Raw genomic sequence first — 19,461 nt, forward strand, 5'->3', positions numbered from 1 at the left:
TCAATGATAGTTTATGCTTTTTTTTCTTGACCTTCAAGTAACTTTAAGGTGTAGAATGCGTATTTGTCGGGAAAAGGAGGAAACACAATGACATTATTAAAAACATCTATAAAAAACAATAAAGGAATTGCTTTACTTACTCTTTTATTTATCTGTTTACAACTGCTAGGAACCCTTGGTGTGCCAAAGTTAGTAGCTGATCTCATAGACACAGGGATTGCAAGTGGCGAAGTGAAACAAATCCAACAGATTGGAATTCAAATGTTACTTGTTGCTCTATTAGGCTCTTTTGCTGCAGTTGCCTCAAGCTACTGTTCTGCTTTGTTAGCCGCACGATTTGGCTATCAGACACGAGCAAGTTTTTTCAATAAATTCCAACAATTGTCGATGAAAGATGTCGATCAATTTAATACCGGTTCACTATTGACCAGGATGACCAATGACGTAGATAACGTCCAACAAATGATCGTCATGTTCTGTCAGATGATCATCCCTGCACCAATTATTTCATTATTTACGATTCTGATGATGTTGGAGCATTCCGTCAAGTTGACATTGATTACGTTAGGCTCGATCTTCATCTATGCGCTGATCACGTATTATTTGATGAAAAAAGGAACCCCTTTATCTTTGAGTATTCAACCGAAGATGGATCGTGTCACGACAACGTTGCGTGAATTCTTTACAGGTGTCAATATGATCCGTGCCTTCAACAATCAAGACTATGAAGAAAAAAGAACAAATGAAACCTTTGAAAATTACGCGCAACAGATGATCCGAGTCAATCGAATCTTTGCTTGGGTCACACCGATCGCCTTTTTACTCATGGGTATCGTTTATGCATCCATTTTGTGGTTTGGTGGAGGCTTGGTGGCTAATGGTAGCTTACAAATCGGTACAGTAACTGCCATTGTGGAATATTCGATGTTGACACTTGCCTATTTAATGATTGCCGCAATGGTTTTTGTTATCGTACCAAAATCAATCTCTTGTCTTAAACGAATCGAAGAAGTATTACAAGCTGAAATCGAAATCAAAGACCCCGACCAACCAGAAACTTTATCCTTCGATCCAGTCGATGATACTTTCTTATCCTTCGAACATGTGACGTTTCGCTACAACGAAAACGCCGATCCTGTATTGGAAGACATTGATTTTATTGTACCAAAAGGAAAAACGACAGCCATTGTTGGTGGAACAGGTTCAGGAAAAAGCACGATTGCAAAATTACTGTTACGTCTAAACGATGTTTCAAATGGACAAATCAAATTCGCAGGCACCCCGATCACAAAAATGAACCAAGAAACGCTTCGAAGCTATATTAGTTATGTTCCCCAAAAAGCATTTTTATTTAGTGGAACGATTCGCAGTAATCTATTGATGGGGAACGAACATGCGACAGATGAAGAACTAACCAAAGCAATTCGCATCGCACAATTGGATGAAGTATTAGAAAACCTACCGGATCAATTGGACAGCTTTGTGGCTCAAGGCGGAGATAATTATTCTGGCGGCCAAAAGCAAAGAATGTGTATTGCTAGAGCGTTAGTCAAATCTGCTGAAATCTATGTCTTTGACGATAGTTTCTCTGCATTGGACTATCGAACCGATGCTAAGTTACGTGGGGCGTTGCAACGTGAAATGGCAGATAAAACACTGATTATCATTGCACAACGTCTAAGTACCATCATAAATGCTGATAATATTATCGTTTTAGATGAAGGACGGATCGTTGGACAAGGCACTCATGAAGAATTGTTGAAAAATAATCGTTCGTATCAAGAATTTGCGAAATCACAAGGTATGTTAAAGGAGGGAGTCGATGGAAATGACTAAAACAACGATAAAAAAACAAAGCTTGAAACGTTTCTGGCGAATGATCCAGCCTGAACATAAAATCTTCTATGGTTCATTACTTTGCAGCTTGGTCGGTAATACATTAGTCGTTGCTATGCCACTAATCATGGGTATCGGGATCGATCAACTACTCGGGCGGATCAAAGAGGTTGGACTTAACCATATGACAGTAACAGATGTAAAAGAAACATTGCTTTTACCAGTGATCCTGTTGATACTCTTCTCCTTACTAAGTAGTATCACTTCCTTTATTCAAGAACGAGCGATGGCTTCATTAAGTGAACGAGTGACCTTACGTGTCCGTAAAGAAGTTACAAAAAAATTCAAAGCTCTTCCAATGGCTTTCTATGACCGTCATCAAGTTGGTGATATCATCAGTCGAACAACTACAGGTTTAAATCAGCTATCACAAGTATTGCTCACAGGGATCAATCAACTTTTCACCTCTCTTGTAACGATCCTATTAGCTGGTATCATGTTGTTTTACATCGATATCAAATTGACTTTACTTGTTCTTATTTTGATTATGATCAGCACAACTGTTACAACAAAATTCGCAAACAAGAATAAACAAATTTCTGATCATAACCAAGAAGAACTGGGAGATTTGAATAATAAAGCAGAAGAATATCTAACTGGGAATTTGGTGATCAAAGCCTTCAACCAACAAGCATTAGCGATTGATGAAGTCAAGAAAGCAAATGAAAAACAATCGCAAGCTTTCAAAAAAGCGCAGTTCATGAATTTTGCGATTTATCCAGCCATCCGTTTGATCAATCAATTAGCATTTATCGCAAGTGCGGTCATTGGGGCAATAGCCGTTTTATCTGGTGGGATCACCATTGGTTTCTTACAAGCGTATTTGCAGTATATCAATCAAATATCAGAACCAATCTCCACTGCTTCATATGTCATCAATTCTGTACAATCAGCCATGGCATCCATCGAACGAATCTTTGAGATCATGGATGAACCAGAAGAAGCAATTGATCATGCAGTAGAAAATCCCATCATTGCACCACAAGGAGCAATTGAATTCAAACATGTTCGTTTTGGTTATACATCAGAAAAACCATTGATGAAAGATGTCAACTTCTCGGTCAAGCCACAACAAACGGTTGCCATCGTTGGGCCAACTGGTGCTGGAAAAACAACTCTTGTCAATCTTTTGATGCGTTTTTATGAAATTAATGACGGTCAGATTTTATTCGACGGTCATGACATCACCGATTTGCCGCGCCATGAATTGCGGAATCTATTTGGCATGGTACTACAAAATACTTGGTTATTCGAAGGTACTGTTGCAGAAAATATTGCTTACGGCAAAAAAGAAGCAACCAGAGATGAAATCATTCAAGCAGCTAAAATTGCTCAATGTGATCATTTTATCCGTACGCTGCCACAAGGTTATGACACCATTATCTCAAGCGAAAATGGGTCGATATCTCAAGGGCAACAACAGCTCTTAACGATTGCACGAGTCATTTTAGCTAATCCTGCAGTCGTCATTTTAGATGAAGCAACGTCAAGTGTCGATACACGTACGGAAGCCTTAATCCAAGAAGCGATGGATGCTTTAACTAAAAACCGGACCAGCTTTGTGATTGCCCATCGTCTGTCAACGATTGAACATGCGGATATGATCGTAGTGATGCAAAACGGAGACATCATTGAAACAGGAACGCATACAGAGCTATTGCAACAACCGACACTTTATGCAAGCTTATACAATAGCCAATTTCAAAATAGTTGAGCGATAAAAAACCAACTTAGTCTAGGATCACTCCGAAACTAAGTTGGCTTTTTGATTTTAAAGAATCAATCTTTACGATTTTTCTTTTTCTTGTAGATATAGGTTCCGATTGCTCCTCCAACAAGAGCAAAACCAAGAACGGTTGCACTAGATCGGATCTCACCAGTTTTTGGTAAATTTTTTGCTGCATTTCCTTGGACTTGTTTTTTTGAGGTTGCAGAGGTGTTGGCTGTTTTCTTTTGCTGAGTATTCCCTCCGCCTGTGTTGGCATTTCCTCCGGCAGTCCCTCGTTTACTCACTGTCACTTGACTTGTTTCTGAAACTGAACCATTCGTGTAAGTGATCGTATAGGTTCCTTCTTTGTTGGTATCAACATCGCCTGACACCATATTCTGGTCAAATGCGAGAGTGAACCCTTCGCGATTTGTTGCGGAGACAAAGCCATCGCTTGGGTCCCACGTATCACCGATATATAATTGAAGATCCTTTGTTACAATCGTTTCTCCGTTTTCTTTTACAACCACCACAACTTCTTCTGTTGCTCGACCGTTGGTATAAGTCAACGGATAATCGCCAGCTTTAGTTGTATCTACCGTACCACTAACCATGCTTTCATCAAAAACGATCATTTCCCCATCTTTGTTTGTAGCAGATACAAATTGATCACTTGGCGCCCACTTATCACCGACATAAATGCTGCCATTTTTTGCTTGGATCGTTTCTCTATTTTCAACCACGGTCACTGTGATTTTTTGAGAGGCTTCTCCATTCGTATAAGTAATGATGAAGTTTCCTGTTCGTCCGGTATCAACGGTGCCTGACACCATACTTTCATCAAATGGCAAAGTGTCACCTGCTCTATTGGTCGCTGAGATAAAATTATCGCTTGGATGCCAAACATCCCCTGTGTGGATTCTTGAATCGATCGCCTTGATCGCTTCTTGACTAGCAATGACGGTCACTGTGATTTCACGACTGAGTCTCCCAAAAGTATAGGTGATCTTGTACTCACCTACTTGTGTCGTATCGACTTCGCCGCTGACCATATTTTCATCAAAGGCAACAGCTTCTCCCGTTTTATCAGTAGCGGAAACAAAATTATCACTTGGTGTCCAAGCATCCCCTACAATGATCGTCGAATCTGTGACTTTAAGGGTTTCTTGACTTTCTTCGACAGTCACATTGATCTGTTGACTCGCAGATCCATTGGTATAAGTCACTGGATAGACTCCTGCTGTCGTCGTATCCACAGTACCACTGACCATACTTTCATCAAAAGGAATTGATTCTCCATTTGGATCGGTCGCTAAGACAAAATTGTCGATTGGTTCCCAACTATCACCAACATAAATCGTTGAATCCATTGCGCGGATCGACTCACTAGCGATTGGTTGCCACACATAAGTATCCGCCATACTATTTTGATAAGTTGTCATCAGTGAAGAGGAGCTTAATACATATTCACCAAGTGGGACATCTTCTGTGCCAGATCCCACATTTTGCCAGTAACCCGTATGCTCTTCTGTAGCGAGCAACTCTGGAATATTGGTATCGGTTAAAGAATAGAACTGGATACCTAAAGAAATTTTAGATAAGGAGATTGTACCAGCAAACATCTCTTGCTGCAATTGCACCTTGCCAGTTTTAAAATGTGATAGATCCAATTCAGTGATATTTTGGCAGTTTCTAAACATTCCTCGCATAAATCGAAGATTCTCCGTATCAAAACCACTGACATCGATTGCTTCTAAATTGAGACATTCTGCAAACATAAAACTCATTGTTGTCACGTTAGTAGTTGAAAAGTTCGTAACATCTAACGCCGTCAGACCGGAACAACCGAAGAACATATAGTACATGGAAGTCACGTTTTTCGTATCAAAGCGACTAACATCGAGTTCTGTCAAACCGGAACAGCCATGGAACATATAATGCATGTACATAACGTTGCTCGTATCAAAATGTGTCACATCTAACGCTTGTAATCCCGAACAGCCATGGAACATGAAGGACATTTCTGTTGCTTGACTCGTTACAAAACTAGAAAGATCCAGTTGAGCCAATCCGGAACAACCGCGGAACATATGACTGAAATTCGTCACGTTGGCTGTTTGAAAACCAGTTACATCCAATGTCGTCAAGGCAGAGCAATCATAAAACATGTAGCTCATGTTCGACACGTTCATCGTGTTAAAACTGGATAAATCTAATGAAGTCAATCCGCCCATCCCATAAAATATATGACTCATTTCAGTGACATTCGCTGTATTGAAGTTGCTTAGATCGAGCGTGCTAACAGAAGACACCCCATTGAACATATAGTTCATCGAACGAACATTTTGGGTATCAAAAGCTGTAAGATCCAATGAAGTCAGCTGCTGGCACCATGCAAAGAAATAATCCATATTCGTGACTTGACTTGTATCTAAACTGGATAAATTCTCGATCGTCGTTAGCTGATTCAAATCAAAAAACAATCCTAATGATTCAGCATTTGCTACCACGGGTCCAGTAAGAACAATTTTTTTGATGAGTGAACGGTGAGGAAACCAAGGTGCACGAGCCGCCGACGTTGTTTCTCCTAATGTCCCTGCATCTATGTACAATATACCTTCTTGGTCGATTCGCCATTGGCTGGTACCGAATACGCCAGAATCAACTTGATCATCTACCTCCTGTATCTCACAAACTGTGCGAGCATCTGGATCTGGGATCACTGGTTCACTCGCAGCTTTAGTGACTTCTTCTCCAACAGTTGAAGCAACAGTCGAATCCGTAGTCGATTGCTCTGTCACGGTGGTTACATCTGTTGTCGCTTCCATCGTTGGTTCTGTAGGGGGTTCTGACGGAACAGAGACTGATGATTCTAGGATTTCAGTTTCTTGCTGTTCTTTCGTCTCTTCACTTTTTATTGCTTCCATAGTGACGTCTTCAGCTTGTTCTTCAAGCGTCGAAATAGCCACCTCTTCTGTCATTTGTCCACTGTCTAAATGATCAGCAAATGTCGTGATACTCTGTTGGGATGCGTTCATAAGTAATAACATTGAAGCTGTCATTTTTACTATTTTTCTGTGGTCCATTCCTTATTCAACTCCTCAAATTATAGAAAGATAAAAAAACATACAACTAAATTCTAACGTAATCTGTGAAAGAAAATTTTTTATTTTTTTTTTTTGAAAAAAATATTTGAGAATCGATTTGTATTTCCATAATAAGAAAGATAAAATAAAACAATCGAATAAGAGTCACCCAAACGAAAGGAGCAATTAATGGAACCTTTTTTCAAACTACATGAAAATAAACAATTACATCGCCAAATCAATATTCTTACTTATTTGAGAAAACGAAATGACATCACTTCGATCACAGAACTAGTTCAAGAAATAGGCTGTACACCTCCAACTCTACGTTCAGATATCCAAGCATTGCGTGCCAAATTACCACCATCGATTCATTTGCAATCAATCAAAATGATCGGTTACCGCTTAAAAATACCCGATGGGGAAACACTGGATACCTATCTTTTATCTCTTGTTAGAGAAACGATTACTTATAAAATCATTGACCGTAGCCTTAAGGGAAATCAACAATCCTTCGAAGCCATGCGCTTGGAGTATCATTTGTCTAGTTCGGCTTTACGCAAAATCATTCAACACATGAACCATGAACTAAAAAACTACCGAATCCAACTCTCTCCCAAAAATGGTGATCTTGTTGGAAAAGAAAACGAGATTCGTTTTTTCTTTTTTAACTTTTATACGAGTTTTCGACGAACGATCATAACAGATCATTCCTATCTATTCTCTCAGGAAACATACAAAGTCATGTTCGCTGAACTAGAGCAAGTATTTCAGTCTCATTTACATATTAGTAATTTTCGTGCAACGTTATGGTTGTCCATCTTAAAAGAAAGATGGTTGCGTCGTAAACAAGGTGAAATCCCCTCAGAAACATTGAGTATGATCCAGTCTAGAAAAAGCTTCAAAAGGTTCTCAAAAAAAATCACTCCTTTTCTGAGAGAGATTCTTGGGATTCAACAGCTGTCTGTAAATGAACTAGTTTGGGCTTATTTGATTGCTTTACACTGTATTTCCTATAGCTCATCGAACTATCAAGAGACAAGATCGCATAAAGCGACCCATTACCAAGAAGAAGCACCAGCCAAAAAATGGATCAAGCAATTTTTACTCGACGAAGCGCTGATTGACGGTACAACAAAGGAAGGTATTGAGCAAATGAGTGCTTACTTAGCTAATTTACGCTTGCTTAATAAAATCACTGATGGTTTTGAGAATCACCCATTGGCAATTGATCATTTAGTCGATCCATCCTTTGAATTACTCTATCACTCCTGGCAAGACCGATTGCAGCAACTCAAATGGCAAGAGATCCTACCAATGACCTGCATAAAAGACGTTGCACTATCCTTAAGTATGATCCAATCCTCCTATCAGCAAATCCAAAGAAGGAAAAAGCAAACAATCGTCTTTACTTTTCATGGAGATGCTGGCTATGATAATTTTTTAATGGCTATGATCCAAAAGTGGCTACCTGAAACGTATCACCCTCTTTTTCTTTTTGATCAACCGATTAAACAAACAAAGATCGACGAGTTAGAAGCTTGTCTCATCGTCAGCAACTATGATCTTACGGAGAAAATGACCTGTGAAGTGATTCAAATTGCCCAAATACCGACCCATGAGGAGTGGAAAGATTTGAAACTACACTTGATTGAACGGGCTTCAAGTCATTCATAGCATAGTATCCAGGAACCACTCGACTTTTGCTGTAGACTTAGGGAGAAACGTCTAAAATCCCCCCCTAAGTCTAAGACTTGCGGCTATTCACAAATGAAGCTACTAGACTATGGATGCCAACCAAAGAAGGTAAAACGAAGTGTGAGAGTCTTTCAAAATAGTTTAAGACAGCGAAACACTTGAAATAAATCTTCCTTGTGGTTACGTATAAGATAAACACTTAAAATGGTCACCACAAGCACTAAAACAAAGACATCGATCTGTTTATATGTTCTCGTCTGCATAGAAGGTTCTCTCCTTTCATCTGACTTTTTTGTTCATTGTTCTTTTTCTTTGTCTATGACAAAAAAGAACAAAAAAATGAAACGCCAAAAAGAGTAACAATCCAAGAATCATCGGCGAAATATTAGGGTGCCGATGGAAGTATTCTGTGATACTCGCGCTGATCCAACCTTTTTTTGCTTGTTGACGAACCTGATGATCAAGTTTTTTTGAGGGGGAACTATCTAAAAGTTTATGCAATCGATCATTTTTGCTGGCATAATTAAACGATTCTCCATCAAGTAATTCTTTTCGCAAGTCGAAATGAAATGAATAGTGTGCCGGGTTACTATCTACTCGACCATTTTCCATTTTTAATACATTCCAGCTACTCACAAAGTCCCCTTCAGGATTCAAGATAAATTCAGAGTGAAAGCCTCTATTAACCAATATTTTTCGGTTTTCTCTGCCGATGATACTTTCTTTGAATGTTTTGTTTTTGGGATATTTATTGTGAAATCGAGCGGGAGAATACTGCTGTTCCACTCCCCATCGTTTCCCATATTCCGCTAATGCCTCCTCTCAATTAATGTAATTTAAAAAAATTAAAATAGATAACGTATTTTTTTCAAGTAATCAGTTCTCTCTACTTTTTTAACCATTAATCCTTTATATTTGTATGAACTTTTATGTTTTTAAAGACCTACTTCTTTATTTTAAGACAAAAAAACACCAGTGATTAATCACTGATGTCAGTTTTTATTAACAAATAATTTAGCCGATACTCGTCAGGCGTTTACTATTTATTATAGATTTTAGGTCCTTTTCTCATATTGCTACGATCATTTTTTGGAGTAGCCATCTTTTCTACTCGACCGCCACCTTGTTTCTTTTTGATTATTTCAAGCATTTTTTCTTTTGAATTCATCTGTTTCCCTCTTTTACTCTATTCACTTTTTTACTACTATGATACACACTTCGTTATTGTAACACATTTTTACTTGGAAACTTCAAACTTATTGATTTCTTTATGATTTTATCATAAAAGCGCACGGTTTTTGTGTGTTCATCACAGGATAAGATCACGTAACTTTTCTCATTATAAAAACCTAATACAAAAAGCAGATGAAGAGCACTAACTTGTTGCTGCCTGGAAGTTGATTGGTGCAATTGTGGCATGATGAGGAATCGCCGTAACAACTAGAAAAACCAATGCTTTGGCCAATCGTTGCGGTGTGCGATACGCTTAAACTGCTTTGACAAACGCAAGAAAAGCACCAATGGTGGAATTTCCAGTGATCAACGGGAAATTCACTCGGCGCAAACGATAAAAATGCCACCACCAAAAATCACTGCACTTTCATCTAGAGCAGCACCGAGGTTCAGTAACGCATTTTTTAAGATCGTCAAAATAAAAGAAAAAAGATGAAAACTCATCGTTAATACAAGACCCCAAAAAGTTTTCTGATAAATCTCTTATAAAAGTAAGCAGCTATTGAAATAGCTCACGACGTTAGGTAAATAAGATCCAGTTAATGGTTGCAATATATAGAGGTTTCATAAATGGTATCAGCAAAACGATATCTAGCCTTTTTTTCTCTGTGATCTTTGTCCTGACCGTCAAAAAAGCTAATAGTAACGCAAGCACAGTCGAACAGATCACGACTGCAATGCTTAATAACAACGTACTGATGATCGTTTTTCCTACATCCAGTGATCCATCATAGACTAAAGCACGATAAAATATGACGCCGATAGGAATCCCTGTCAGTATGACTAAGAGAAGTCATATGGGAACTAACGCCCCACATGTCGAATTTTAATCATGTATGTTCATTGAGAAGACTCCACGACGGAAAAGAACTCGCTCGTGATATCAGAAGCGTGTTCCATCATCCAGTCCCAAGCCACATCCAATCATGTTGATATTTGATAAGTTTCCCTATAATCGATTTATCCTGTATTTCTAGCGCTTTTTATCAGAGCATAAATTATGGTAATTTTTAGGAAAATGATCTAAAGTTACTTTGACCCTATATAGATATGAGTCATCATTCGACAAACTTTAGTTATTTTTCACAATATTTGTCCCTGCCAGTATATTCAAGATTGGACCCCAAAAACGTTTAAAAATCTTTTGATAGTTTTCAATTTCAAACACTCCATTAGTAAAAAGGATCTCTAGTTTCTCTCCCCCCATCTTCACAATGTGATGGTCTGGTCGATAGCCATTCCTAAGATAAAATGCTTTACGGATTTTTCTTTGCTCATTGTTGCTAGCAGCTGGATTTTCTGCCTCTAAATTTAATACAATGCAATTATCTGTATAGTTCTCTTTGATATGTGATAATACTTGCGCCCCGTAGCCTTGACTGCGTAAGTCTTGAACTACCGCTAAATACCAGAGGTACGTCAAGTTTTCAAATGTAATGAGATACGCTAGACCGATAAACTTTTCTTCATCGTAATAAGCAATAAAATCGATACCCTCTCTCTTTGAACGCTTCAGCAATGTTCCCATAGGCACTTGTTCAGATTTTGGAAAAGCTGAATGATATAAGTGCTCGACTTGCTGAAAGTTCTGCCATTTGCTTGGTCACCATTTTTATTTTTATCATGTAAGGACTCCTTTTACACATTGGATTTTTATTTTTTTATCTGTCCTCTGATGAGAAAGAACGTTTACTCGAAATTTTTTTATAACTGAACGATATACTCTCTATTTATTATACACTATATTTATAAAGCATTAAAAGATTTATGTCAGTCTTAAAATAACTCTCTTTACTTTCAAATCGCTTATTTCACTCAAACAATTGTATAAAAAAAGACGTTTCTTTTGACAGAAACGTCTTCTAAAATGAGTGTATAGGATATAATGCCTTGCGCTCATCTATTTAAATCACTTACCCTTTGCGTAATAATCCGACACATTCTACATGGTGCGTTTGTGGGAATAAATCAACTGGTTGGACTTTTTCTAACTGATAACCGTCTTCTGCAAACAACTTCACATCTCTAGCAAAAGTTGCAGGATTGCATGAGATGTAAACGATTCGCTCAGGAGCCATCTCGATCGCTGAATCAATAAAGCGTGCGTCTAAGCCTTTTCTTGGAGGATCGACAACTAAAACAGTTGGTTTGATTCCTTTTTCTTGCCATTTTTTCATGACTGTTTCCGCTTTTCCAACTTCATAATGCGCATTTTCGATTTTGTTTGTCAACGCGTTGAACTGCGCATCTTCAATCGCTGCTGGTACGATTTCCATGCCATAAACATTTGCTACTTGATCCGCTATGGATAAACCAATCGTTCCAATTCCTGAATATGCATCAATCACGACATCCTCTTTTTTCAATTCAGCAAATTCGATCGCTTTTTGATACAATACTTCGGTTTGTAATGTATTGACCTGATAAAAGGATTTAGAAGAAATACGATAGGTCTTACCAAGTAACTGATCTTCGATATACGATTGACCAAAAAGAACTTTTTCTTTTTCTCCTAAAATGACATTCGTTTTTTCTTCGTTGATATTTTGGATCACTGACACTACTTCCGGTAAAGCTTCATGGATAGCTTCAGCGATTTCTTTCGATTTGAAGAATTTTTCTTTTCGAGTGACTAAAACCACCATCATTTGATGCGTGTAATGACCTCTACGAACAATGATATGACGAATTTGTCCTTCATTTTTTTCTTCATTGTAGCCACGTACTTGGAAACGTTGCAAGATGTCTCTTACCTTGATGATGGCTTGATCGATTTGTGGGTCTTGGATGAAGAAATCTTCTATTTCCACTAAGTCATGACTATTTTTCTTGTAAAAACCAGTCACTAATTCGCCTTCGACGCGACGAACAGGAATCTGTGCTTTATTCCGATAGCCTGTAGGTTCTTCCATAGCGATCGTTGGTTGTACTGTGACTTCAGGCATTATAGCGATTTTAGCTAAAACATGTTCGACTTGTTTTTGTTTGAATACTAATTGTTGCTCATAACTTAAATGGGCTAAAGGAGCGATTCCTGTACGCAATAGAACATTACTAGTGATTTCTTGACGGTCTGGTGACGTCGTCAACCAGTTTTCGACCTTACCGTAGCCAAATTTATTGCCTGCTTTTACGACAAGGATCTCCACTTGTTCACCTGGCAAAGCATTTTCAATAAATAATGGATAGCCATCAATTTTCGCAACACCTAATCCTTCGTAACTTAAATCGATGATATCAACAGTATACCGTTCATTTTTCTTAATTGTTTGTGTCATTTCATTACTCCTATTCTTTTGAATGGTTTCTAATTTTGTCCGTTCAACAAAGGAAAGAGCTGGGAGATCCATTCATTCCCAGCCCTTTTTTCTTCAGTCTATTGGAAAAAACAAGTAATCCTATGATCTTTGCTTTTTCCTTCTAATAGTCGTCCAATCCTGCTCAGTTCTGATCCTTGTCAGCAATTTTGCCATCGCCATCGATATCTTCATCCGTCAAACGTTCTACTTCTTTGACGAATTCTTTGCTAACTTCTTCTAGCTCTTCTTCCTCAAAACCAGTGATTGCCTCATCTGGAATTTGATCTGTATTTGCATAAAACTCGATATGCTGATGAAGATTTTGAAAATGCATCGGAGCATTCCCACCGTATTCGCCATCTAAATTGATCATGACAGGGCGATTCGCATTATCTTCGGTTTCAACATAAAGAGAACTTGTTTTCGTATAGATGACTCTTGGATCATCGACATGCTTCCCTCCATTGAGCATTAAGGCAGCAATGTGTAGGATCTCAAAAATATTCGCCGTTTTGACGATGATCAAAGAGAATTTTCCATCATCTAGCTTTGCATCAGGCGCAATTTGTTCAAAGCCACCAACGGAATTCGTCAACCCTAAAAAGAACATCGAAGCATTGCCATTATATTCGCCTTCGTCATACTTCAAGTGCATCTTGATCGGTTTGACACGTGGTAACATTTCTGCTCCTTTTGCCAAATATGCAAGATAGCCAAAAATACTTTTCAATTCGGAAGGAACTTCATAGGTCAATTCTGTCAAGTAGCCACCAGCTGCAATATTGATGAAATAGCTATTATCGGATTGACCGATATCCATTTTGACTGTTTGATTCTTTTTGATGACTTCTGCTGCTGCCTTGATATTATCTCTAGGAATCTTCAAGGCGCGAGCATAGTCATTGGTCGTTCCCGCTGGAATGATCGCCATTTTAGGTCTAACTTCCAATGAGGCGATACCATTAACGACTTCATTGATCGTCCCATCGCCACCAGCAGCAACGACAAGATCAAAACCTAACTCAGCGACTCGTCGTGCTTCATTTTTTGCCGAGTCCTGTTCCGGAGTCGTTGCATAAGCACTTGCTTCATAGCCCGACTCCTCCAAAGCTTGGAGGATGTCGGCAAGATTACGTTTTAACAATTCTTTACCTGAGACCGGATTATAGATCACACGCGCTTTTTTCATAGCATCCCTCTATCGTTTCGCTAATTCTTCATTTAGCAATTTGTTGACCACACCTGGGTTTGCTTGTCCTTTAGTAGCTTTCATGATTTGTCCAACTAAGAAACCTACTGCACGGTCTTTTCCGTTTTTGAAATCATCAACAGATTGTTGATTGTTATCTAAGATTTCATTGATGATCGGTAATAACTTCGCTGGGTCAGATAATTGGACCCAACCGTTTGCTTCAACAACACTTTGTGCATCTCCGCCATTCATGATCAACTCACGAAAGACTTTTTTCGCAATTTTAGAGCTGATCGTGCCATCTGCGATCAAAAGAATCATACCCGCTAAGTTTTCAGGTGTTAGTTTCGTTTCAGCTAATTCCAATTTCTCACTGTTTAAGTATGCTGATACTTCACCCATCAACCAGTTGGAAGCTTGTTTGGCATCTGCTCCGTTTTCCAATGTTGCTTCAAAGAAATCAGACATTTCTTTTGATAGCGTCAATACTTTCGCATCATACTCTGGTAAGCCTAATTCGCTGATGTAGCGTACACGACGAGAAGCTGGCATTTCTGGTAAGCTTGCTTTCACTCGTTGGATCCATTCATCATCGATCACGAATCTTGGAATATCAGGTTCTGGGAAATAACGATAGTCACTTGACCCTTCTTTGACACGCATCAAGATCGTCTTATTCGTCGTTTCATCAAAGCGACGAGTTTCTTGTTGGATCTCTCCACCAGATAATAATACTTTTGCTTGGCGTTTTTCTTCAAATGCTAAACCTTTTTTGACAAAAGAAAGGGAGTTCAAGTTTTTCAATTCTGCTTTTGTCCCAAATTCTTCTTGTCCATAAGGGCGTAAAGAAATGTTCGCATCACAACGCATTGAACCTTCTTCTAATTTCACGTCACTGACTTCAGTAAATTGGATCACAGAACGTAAAGCTTCTAAATAAGCATAGGCTTCTTCTGGTGAACGCATGTCTGCTTCTGAAACGATCTCGATCAATGGTGTTCCTTGTCTGTTTAGATCGACATAAGAGTATCCACCGATGCCGTGCATGTTTTTTCCTGCATCTTCTTCTAAATGTACACGTTCAATGCGGATTCTTTTCTTTTTACCTTCTACTTCGATCTCGATCCAGCCATCATGACCGATTGGTTGATCGAATTGCGAGATTTGGTAAGCTTTGGGATTGTCTGGATAGAAATAGTTTTTGCGGTCAAAATGAGTATCTTTCGAAATTTCGCAATTCAATGCTAACGCTGCACGCATCCCAAATTCCAGCGCTGCTTTATTCATTACTGGTAAAACTCCAGGGTATCCCCAGTCGATCACATTGGTGTTGCTGTTTGGTTCAGCACCAAAATGCGCAGGAGCTGGAGAGAAAATTTTTGAGTTGGTTTTTAATTCCACATGGACTTCAAGTCCAATGACTGTTTCAAAATTCATTCGGCTTTCCCTCCTAAAATAGCTGGTTGTTGACGATGGAACTCTGTCGCTTGCTCAAACGCATAAGCTGCTTGATACATGGTTTTCTCTTCGAAATAATTACCGATGATCTGTAAGCCAACTGGTAACCCTTCCGATAAGCCTGCAGGTACTGACATACCTGGTAGTCCTGCCAAGTTCACTGGGATCGTCAAGATATCACTCATATACATCGTGATTGGGTCGTTGATATTTTCACCAAGACCGAACGCAACTGTTGGTGAAGAAGGGCCGATAATCAAATCATAATCCGCGAAAACTTTTTCAAAGTCACGCTTGATCAATGTACGGACTTGTCCTGCTTTTTTGAAATGCGCGTCATAGTAACCTGCACTCAATGAGAACGTTCCTAACATGATCCGGCGTTTTACTTCTTCTCCGAAACCTTCAGAACGTGAATTGACATAAACGTCATCCAAGTTCTTGACATCTTCTGAACGATATCCATAACGAATACCGTCAAAACGTTGCAAGTTCGAACTAGCTTCAGATGAAGCAATGATATAGTAGACAGCCACGCCATATTTTGAATGAGGTAAGCTAACTTCTTCTACTGTTGCACCTAATGAACGGAATGTTTCAGCTGCTTTAAGAATTGCTTCTTTCACGCCTTCATCGACACCTTCACCTAAGTATTCTTTAGGTAAAGCAATCTTCATTCCTTTAATATCACCAGACAAACCTTCTGCAAAGTTAGGGACAGATACACCAGATGAAGTACCGTCTTTTTCGTCGTAGCCACTGATTGCGGTCAATGCTAATGCGTTATCTTTGACTGTCCGGGTCATTGGACCGATTTGGTCTAAAGATGAAGCAAATGCAATCAAACCGAAACGGGAAACACGACCATAAGTTGGTTTCATTCCTACGATTCCATTGAAAGCGGCTGGTTGGCGGATACTTCCACCAGTGTCACTACCTAGAGAAACTGGCACTTGTCCTGCGGCAACTGCAGCTGCTGAACCACCAGATGATCCGCCAGGAACTTTTGTTTGATCCCAAGCGTTCTTTGTTTTTTTGAAGTAAGAAGTTTCGGTACTTCCGCCCATTGCAAATTCATCCATGTTCAATTTACCAACAGGGATCATGTCTGCTTCGTATACTTTTTCCATGACTGTCGCATCGTAGATCGGTTCAAAATTATAAAGGATCTTTGAAGCTGCTGTCGTTAAAAGATCTTTCGTCACGATATTGTCTTTGATACCGATCGGGATACCTGAAAGAACATTGTTTTCGTCGATACCTTTTTCGTCCAAAGCTTTGGCTTGGGCTAAAGCTTTCTCTTCATTCAATGTGATGAATGCATCGATCGCGGGTTCTGTTTCCTTGATTCGATCAAATGTAGCTCTCACTAAGTCTTGTGCAGTGATTTCTTTTGACACTAATAAGTCGTGTAGTTCTTCTAATGAACGATTGTATAATTCTGTCATTATGCGCCAGCCTCCCCATTATCGATGATTGCTGGTACTTTGATGAAACCATCTTCTTTTTCTGGTACATTTTTTAATAATTCATCTCTGCTCCAACCTAGTTGTGCACGGTCTTGTCGCATGACGTTGACAGTCTCAACGACGTTTGATGTAAATGGTACGCCTTCTGTGTCTACTTCTTCCAGCATTTCTACCATGTCAATGATTTTTCCTAATTGGTCAGTAAAACCTGCGCGCTCTTCGTCGGCAAATTTCAATTTGGCTAACTTCGCTACATGTTTTACTTGTTCTTCACTAATCGCCATAGTACCCCTTCTTTCCTAAATGAAAACTTTGCTTCTTATTTTAACATAAGAAATTCGCATTCTGAAATTCTTTCTTGAAATTTATCTGAAAAATTATTCTGCTTCCTCAGCAGGATGACTCTCCGCTAACGCTTCAGCCATCTGATCTTCCGTCCAAACCTCGACACCTAACTCTTGGGCTTTCGTTAATTTACTACCTGCATCTTCGCCAGCGACAACGATATCCGTTTTTTTAGAGACGCTGCCAGTGACTTTTCCACCAAGGTTTTCAATCGTTTCTTTGGCTTCTTCTCTTGTGAATCGAGTTAATTTGCCTGTCAACACGATCGTCTTGTTTTTGAACGGCGATTCTACTTCTTTCAGCTGTGTCGAACGAATGCCTTTGTATTCAAGGTTGACACCTGCTTGTTTAAGTTCTTCCATCAACTCGTGGACTTCTTCGTTGTCAAAATAAGTCACTACACTATCTGCAATGATATCCCCGATCGTATCTAATTGGATGATCGATTCAAAATCGCTGCGACTCAACGTTTCTAAATCGCCAAAATGCTCCGCTAAGATTTTCGCTGCTTTTGCGCCAACGTGACGGATACCTAAACCAAAGATCAAACGTTCTACCGAGTTCTCTTTGCTATTGTCGATTGCTGTTAAAATATTATTCGCTGATTTTTCTTTGATTTTATCTAACGTCAATAATTCTTCTTCTGTTAGTTTATAGAGATCAGCAACATCAGCGACTAACTTCTTGTCATACATCTGTTCCAAGACTCTTGGTCCTAAGCCATCGATGTTCATCGCATTTCGGGAAACGAAATGGTTCAGTCCTTCTTTCATTTGTGCGGGACACTTTGGATTGATGCAACGCAAGGCAACTTCTTCATCTAAATGAACCAACTCACTGTGACAGACAGGGCAATGTTCGGGCATTTTATAAGGCTCGCTGTCTTTTGGACGTTTATCTAAAATGACTTGTGCGACTTCAGGGATGATATCCCCTGCCTTGTAGATTTGGACAGTATCATTCAAGCGGATATCTTTCATTTGGATATAATCGCCATTATGCAGACTAGCACGGCTGACTGTCGTACCAGCCACACGAACCGGTGTCATGATTGCTGTCGGTGTCACTACACCCGTTCTGCCGACCGTCCATTCGATTTCTTCGATGACCGTCTCTACTTCTTCTGGCGGAAACTTATAGGCCGTCGCCCACCGTGGAGCTTTGACCGTAAAACCTAATTGGTCTTGCAATGAAAAATCATTGACTTTAATAACGATCCCGTCAATCTCGTAAGGGAGATCTTTACGTTTTTCATGGTATTCTTCAATGAACGCCCAAACTTCGTCGATTGAATGACAAAGACGTTTTTCATGGTTCGTATGGAAACCGATTTTGTCTAATTCTTCTAACGCTTCGTATTGCGTCGTCGCTTGCATCGGTCCAAAATCTGCTACGGTATATAAGAACGTATCAAGATTCCTTTTCGCTGTGATCTTGGAATCTAACTGGCGCAATGAACCTGCTGCTGCATTACGAGGATTGGCAAAGACTGGTTTGCCTTCTTCTTCATTTTTTTGGTTCAATTTAACGAATGAACGTTTCGGCATAAAACATTCACCACGTACTTCGATACTCATCGGTTCTTTTAATTTGATTGGAACAGAACGCACCGTTTTTAAGTTTTCTGTGATATTTTCGCCGACCGAACCATCTCCCCGAGTTGCTCCCCGTACAAACTCACCATTCTCATATCGTAAAGATACCGATAGTCCATCGATTTTCAGTTCACAACAATAAGCGACTGGACGGCCGATTGCTTTTTGGACACGTTGATCAAATGCTAAGAGTTCTTCTTTATTGAAGACATCGTTCAAACTATATAATGGAATGTCATGTGTGACTTTTTCAAATGAGGAAAGAATCTTTCCACCTACTCGTTGGGTCGGTGAATCTGCGGTGATCAGATCTGGATATTGTTCTTCGATCGCCACTAATTCGGCATAGGTTTGGTCATAGATATAATCTTCTACCGTTGGCTGGTCCAACACATAATACTCACGAGACCAACGATCTAACTGCACTCTGAGTTCTTCTGCTTTTTTTATCGCTTCATCGATCGTCATTTCGTGTTCCATCT

At 39.4% G+C, this 19,461-nt stretch carries 13 protein-coding genes and 1 pseudogene; 3 read left to right on the forward strand and 11 right to left on the reverse strand.

From position 1 onward, the window contains the following. Window positions 1-87: 87 nt before the first annotated feature. Window positions 88-1,836 carry an ABC transporter ATP-binding protein gene (locus IGJ49_RS08215; protein ID WP_438723071.1) on the forward strand — a complete coding sequence of 583 codons (1,749 nt, stop codon included), beginning with the start codon at window positions 88-90 and terminating at the stop codon, window positions 1,834-1,836. Beyond that, window positions 1,823-3,610: an ABC transporter ATP-binding protein gene (locus IGJ49_RS08220; RefSeq protein WP_010735273.1), complete on the forward strand. Its 1,788-nt coding sequence runs from the start codon at window positions 1,823-1,825 to the stop codon at window positions 3,608-3,610. The genes IGJ49_RS08215 and IGJ49_RS08220 overlap by 14 nt, the downstream gene beginning before the upstream one ends. Window positions 3,611-3,675: 65 nt before the next feature. On the opposite strand, the gene IGJ49_RS08225 is transcribed toward IGJ49_RS08220, so the two are convergent. Further along, a complete protein-coding gene (locus tag IGJ49_RS08225) occupies window positions 3,676-6,690 on the reverse strand; it encodes a bacterial Ig-like domain-containing protein (protein WP_224434823.1) in 3,015 nt (1,004 codons plus the stop codon). Between the two features lie 189 nt (window positions 6,691-6,879). On the opposite strand from IGJ49_RS08225, the gene IGJ49_RS08230 reads away from it, so the two are divergent. Further along, window positions 6,880-8,367 (forward strand): helix-turn-helix domain-containing protein, encoded by a 1,488-nt coding sequence (locus IGJ49_RS08230; RefSeq protein ID WP_194179803.1) that lies wholly within the window; start codon window positions 6,880-6,882, stop codon window positions 8,365-8,367. A 300-nt stretch (window positions 8,368-8,667) separates the two neighbouring features. On the opposite strand, the gene IGJ49_RS08235 is transcribed toward IGJ49_RS08230, so the two are convergent. The 10 genes and pseudogenes from IGJ49_RS08235 to ligA form a co-directional block, all read right to left on the reverse strand. Next, a complete protein-coding gene (locus tag IGJ49_RS08235) occupies window positions 8,668-9,174 on the reverse strand; it encodes a DUF3114 domain-containing protein (protein ID WP_051377618.1) in 507 nt (168 codons plus the stop codon). Window positions 9,175-9,427: 253 nt separating this feature from the next. Beyond that, a complete protein-coding gene (locus tag IGJ49_RS08240; RefSeq protein ID WP_010735268.1) occupies window positions 9,428-9,556 on the reverse strand; it encodes a hypothetical protein in 129 nt (42 codons plus the stop codon). 383 nt (window positions 9,557-9,939) lie between these two features. Next, window positions 9,940-10,065, reverse strand: coding sequence for a hypothetical protein (locus IGJ49_RS08245; protein WP_264083012.1), 126 nt, complete (start codon window positions 10,063-10,065; stop codon window positions 9,940-9,942). A gap of 628 nt (window positions 10,066-10,693) precedes the next feature. Then, window positions 10,694-11,191, reverse strand: a pseudogene (locus tag IGJ49_RS08250) (GNAT family N-acetyltransferase); the annotation flags it as partial. Between the two features lie 343 nt (window positions 11,192-11,534). Continuing rightward, window positions 11,535-12,899: a 23S rRNA (uracil(1939)-C(5))-methyltransferase RlmD gene (gene rlmD / locus IGJ49_RS08255; RefSeq protein ID WP_375152339.1), complete on the reverse strand. Its 1,365-nt coding sequence runs from the start codon at window positions 12,897-12,899 to the stop codon at window positions 11,535-11,537. Window positions 12,900-13,062: 163 nt separating this feature from the next. Continuing rightward, on the reverse strand, window positions 13,063-14,109 hold the full coding sequence (locus tag IGJ49_RS08260; RefSeq protein WP_010735265.1) for a diacylglycerol kinase: 1,047 nt from the start codon (window positions 14,107-14,109) through the stop codon (window positions 13,063-13,065). 9 nt (window positions 14,110-14,118) lie between these two features. Then, on the reverse strand, window positions 14,119-15,549 hold the full coding sequence (gene gatB / locus IGJ49_RS08265; RefSeq protein ID WP_438723076.1) for an Asp-tRNA(Asn)/Glu-tRNA(Gln) amidotransferase subunit GatB: 1,431 nt from the start codon (window positions 15,547-15,549) through the stop codon (window positions 14,119-14,121). Then, on the reverse strand, window positions 15,546-17,018 hold the full coding sequence (gene gatA, locus IGJ49_RS08270) for an Asp-tRNA(Asn)/Glu-tRNA(Gln) amidotransferase subunit GatA (protein ID WP_010735263.1): 1,473 nt from the start codon (window positions 17,016-17,018) through the stop codon (window positions 15,546-15,548). Before gatA ends, gatB begins: the two co-directional genes overlap by 4 nt. Continuing rightward, on the reverse strand, window positions 17,018-17,323 hold the full coding sequence (gene gatC, locus IGJ49_RS08275; RefSeq protein ID WP_010735262.1) for an Asp-tRNA(Asn)/Glu-tRNA(Gln) amidotransferase subunit GatC: 306 nt from the start codon (window positions 17,321-17,323) through the stop codon (window positions 17,018-17,020). The genes gatA and gatC overlap by 1 nt, the downstream gene beginning before the upstream one ends. Before the next feature lie 93 nt (window positions 17,324-17,416). After that, a complete protein-coding gene (ligA, locus tag IGJ49_RS08280; protein WP_438723079.1) occupies window positions 17,417-19,459 on the reverse strand; it encodes an NAD-dependent DNA ligase LigA in 2,043 nt (680 codons plus the stop codon). Between the last annotated feature and the right edge of the window lie 2 nt (window positions 19,460-19,461).

It is taken from the genome of Enterococcus sp. AZ171 (genome assembly GCF_051714005.1).
Classification (GTDB): domain Bacteria; phylum Bacillota; class Bacilli; order Lactobacillales; family Enterococcaceae; genus Enterococcus_B; species Enterococcus_B pernyi.

Bases quoted from the DNA above. Each gene is read 5' to 3' on its own strand.
- IGJ49_RS08220 (WP_010735273.1), top strand. From the start codon at position 1,823: ATGGAAATGACTAAAACAACGATAAAAAAACAAAGCTTGAAACGTTTC.
- IGJ49_RS08245 (WP_264083012.1), bottom strand. From the start codon at position 10,065: ATGAGTTTTCATCTTTTTTCTTTTATTTTGACGATCTTAAAAAATGCG.
- IGJ49_RS08230 (WP_194179803.1), top strand. From the start codon at position 6,880: ATGGAACCTTTTTTCAAACTACATGAAAATAAACAATTACATCGCCAA.
- ligA (WP_438723079.1), bottom strand. From the start codon at position 19,459: ATGGAACACGAAATGACGATCGATGAAGCGATAAAAAAAGCAGAAGAA.
- IGJ49_RS08225 (WP_224434823.1), bottom strand. From the start codon at position 6,690: ATGGACCACAGAAAAATAGTAAAAATGACAGCTTCAATGTTATTACTT.
- gatB (WP_438723076.1), bottom strand. From the start codon at position 15,549: ATGAATTTTGAAACAGTCATTGGACTTGAAGTCCATGTGGAATTAAAA.
- gatA (WP_010735263.1), bottom strand. From the start codon at position 17,018: ATGACAGAATTATACAATCGTTCATTAGAAGAACTACACGACTTATTA.
- IGJ49_RS08260 (WP_010735265.1), bottom strand. From the start codon at position 14,109: ATGAAAAAAGCGCGTGTGATCTATAATCCGGTCTCAGGTAAAGAATTG.
- rlmD (WP_375152339.1), bottom strand. From the start codon at position 12,899: ATGACACAAACAATTAAGAAAAATGAACGGTATACTGTTGATATCATC.
- gatC (WP_010735262.1), bottom strand. From the start codon at position 17,323: ATGGCGATTAGTGAAGAACAAGTAAAACATGTAGCGAAGTTAGCCAAA.
- IGJ49_RS08215 (WP_438723071.1), top strand. From the start codon at position 88: ATGACATTATTAAAAACATCTATAAAAAACAATAAAGGAATTGCTTTA.
- IGJ49_RS08240 (WP_010735268.1), bottom strand. From the start codon at position 9,556: ATGAATTCAAAAGAAAAAATGCTTGAAATAATCAAAAAGAAACAAGGT.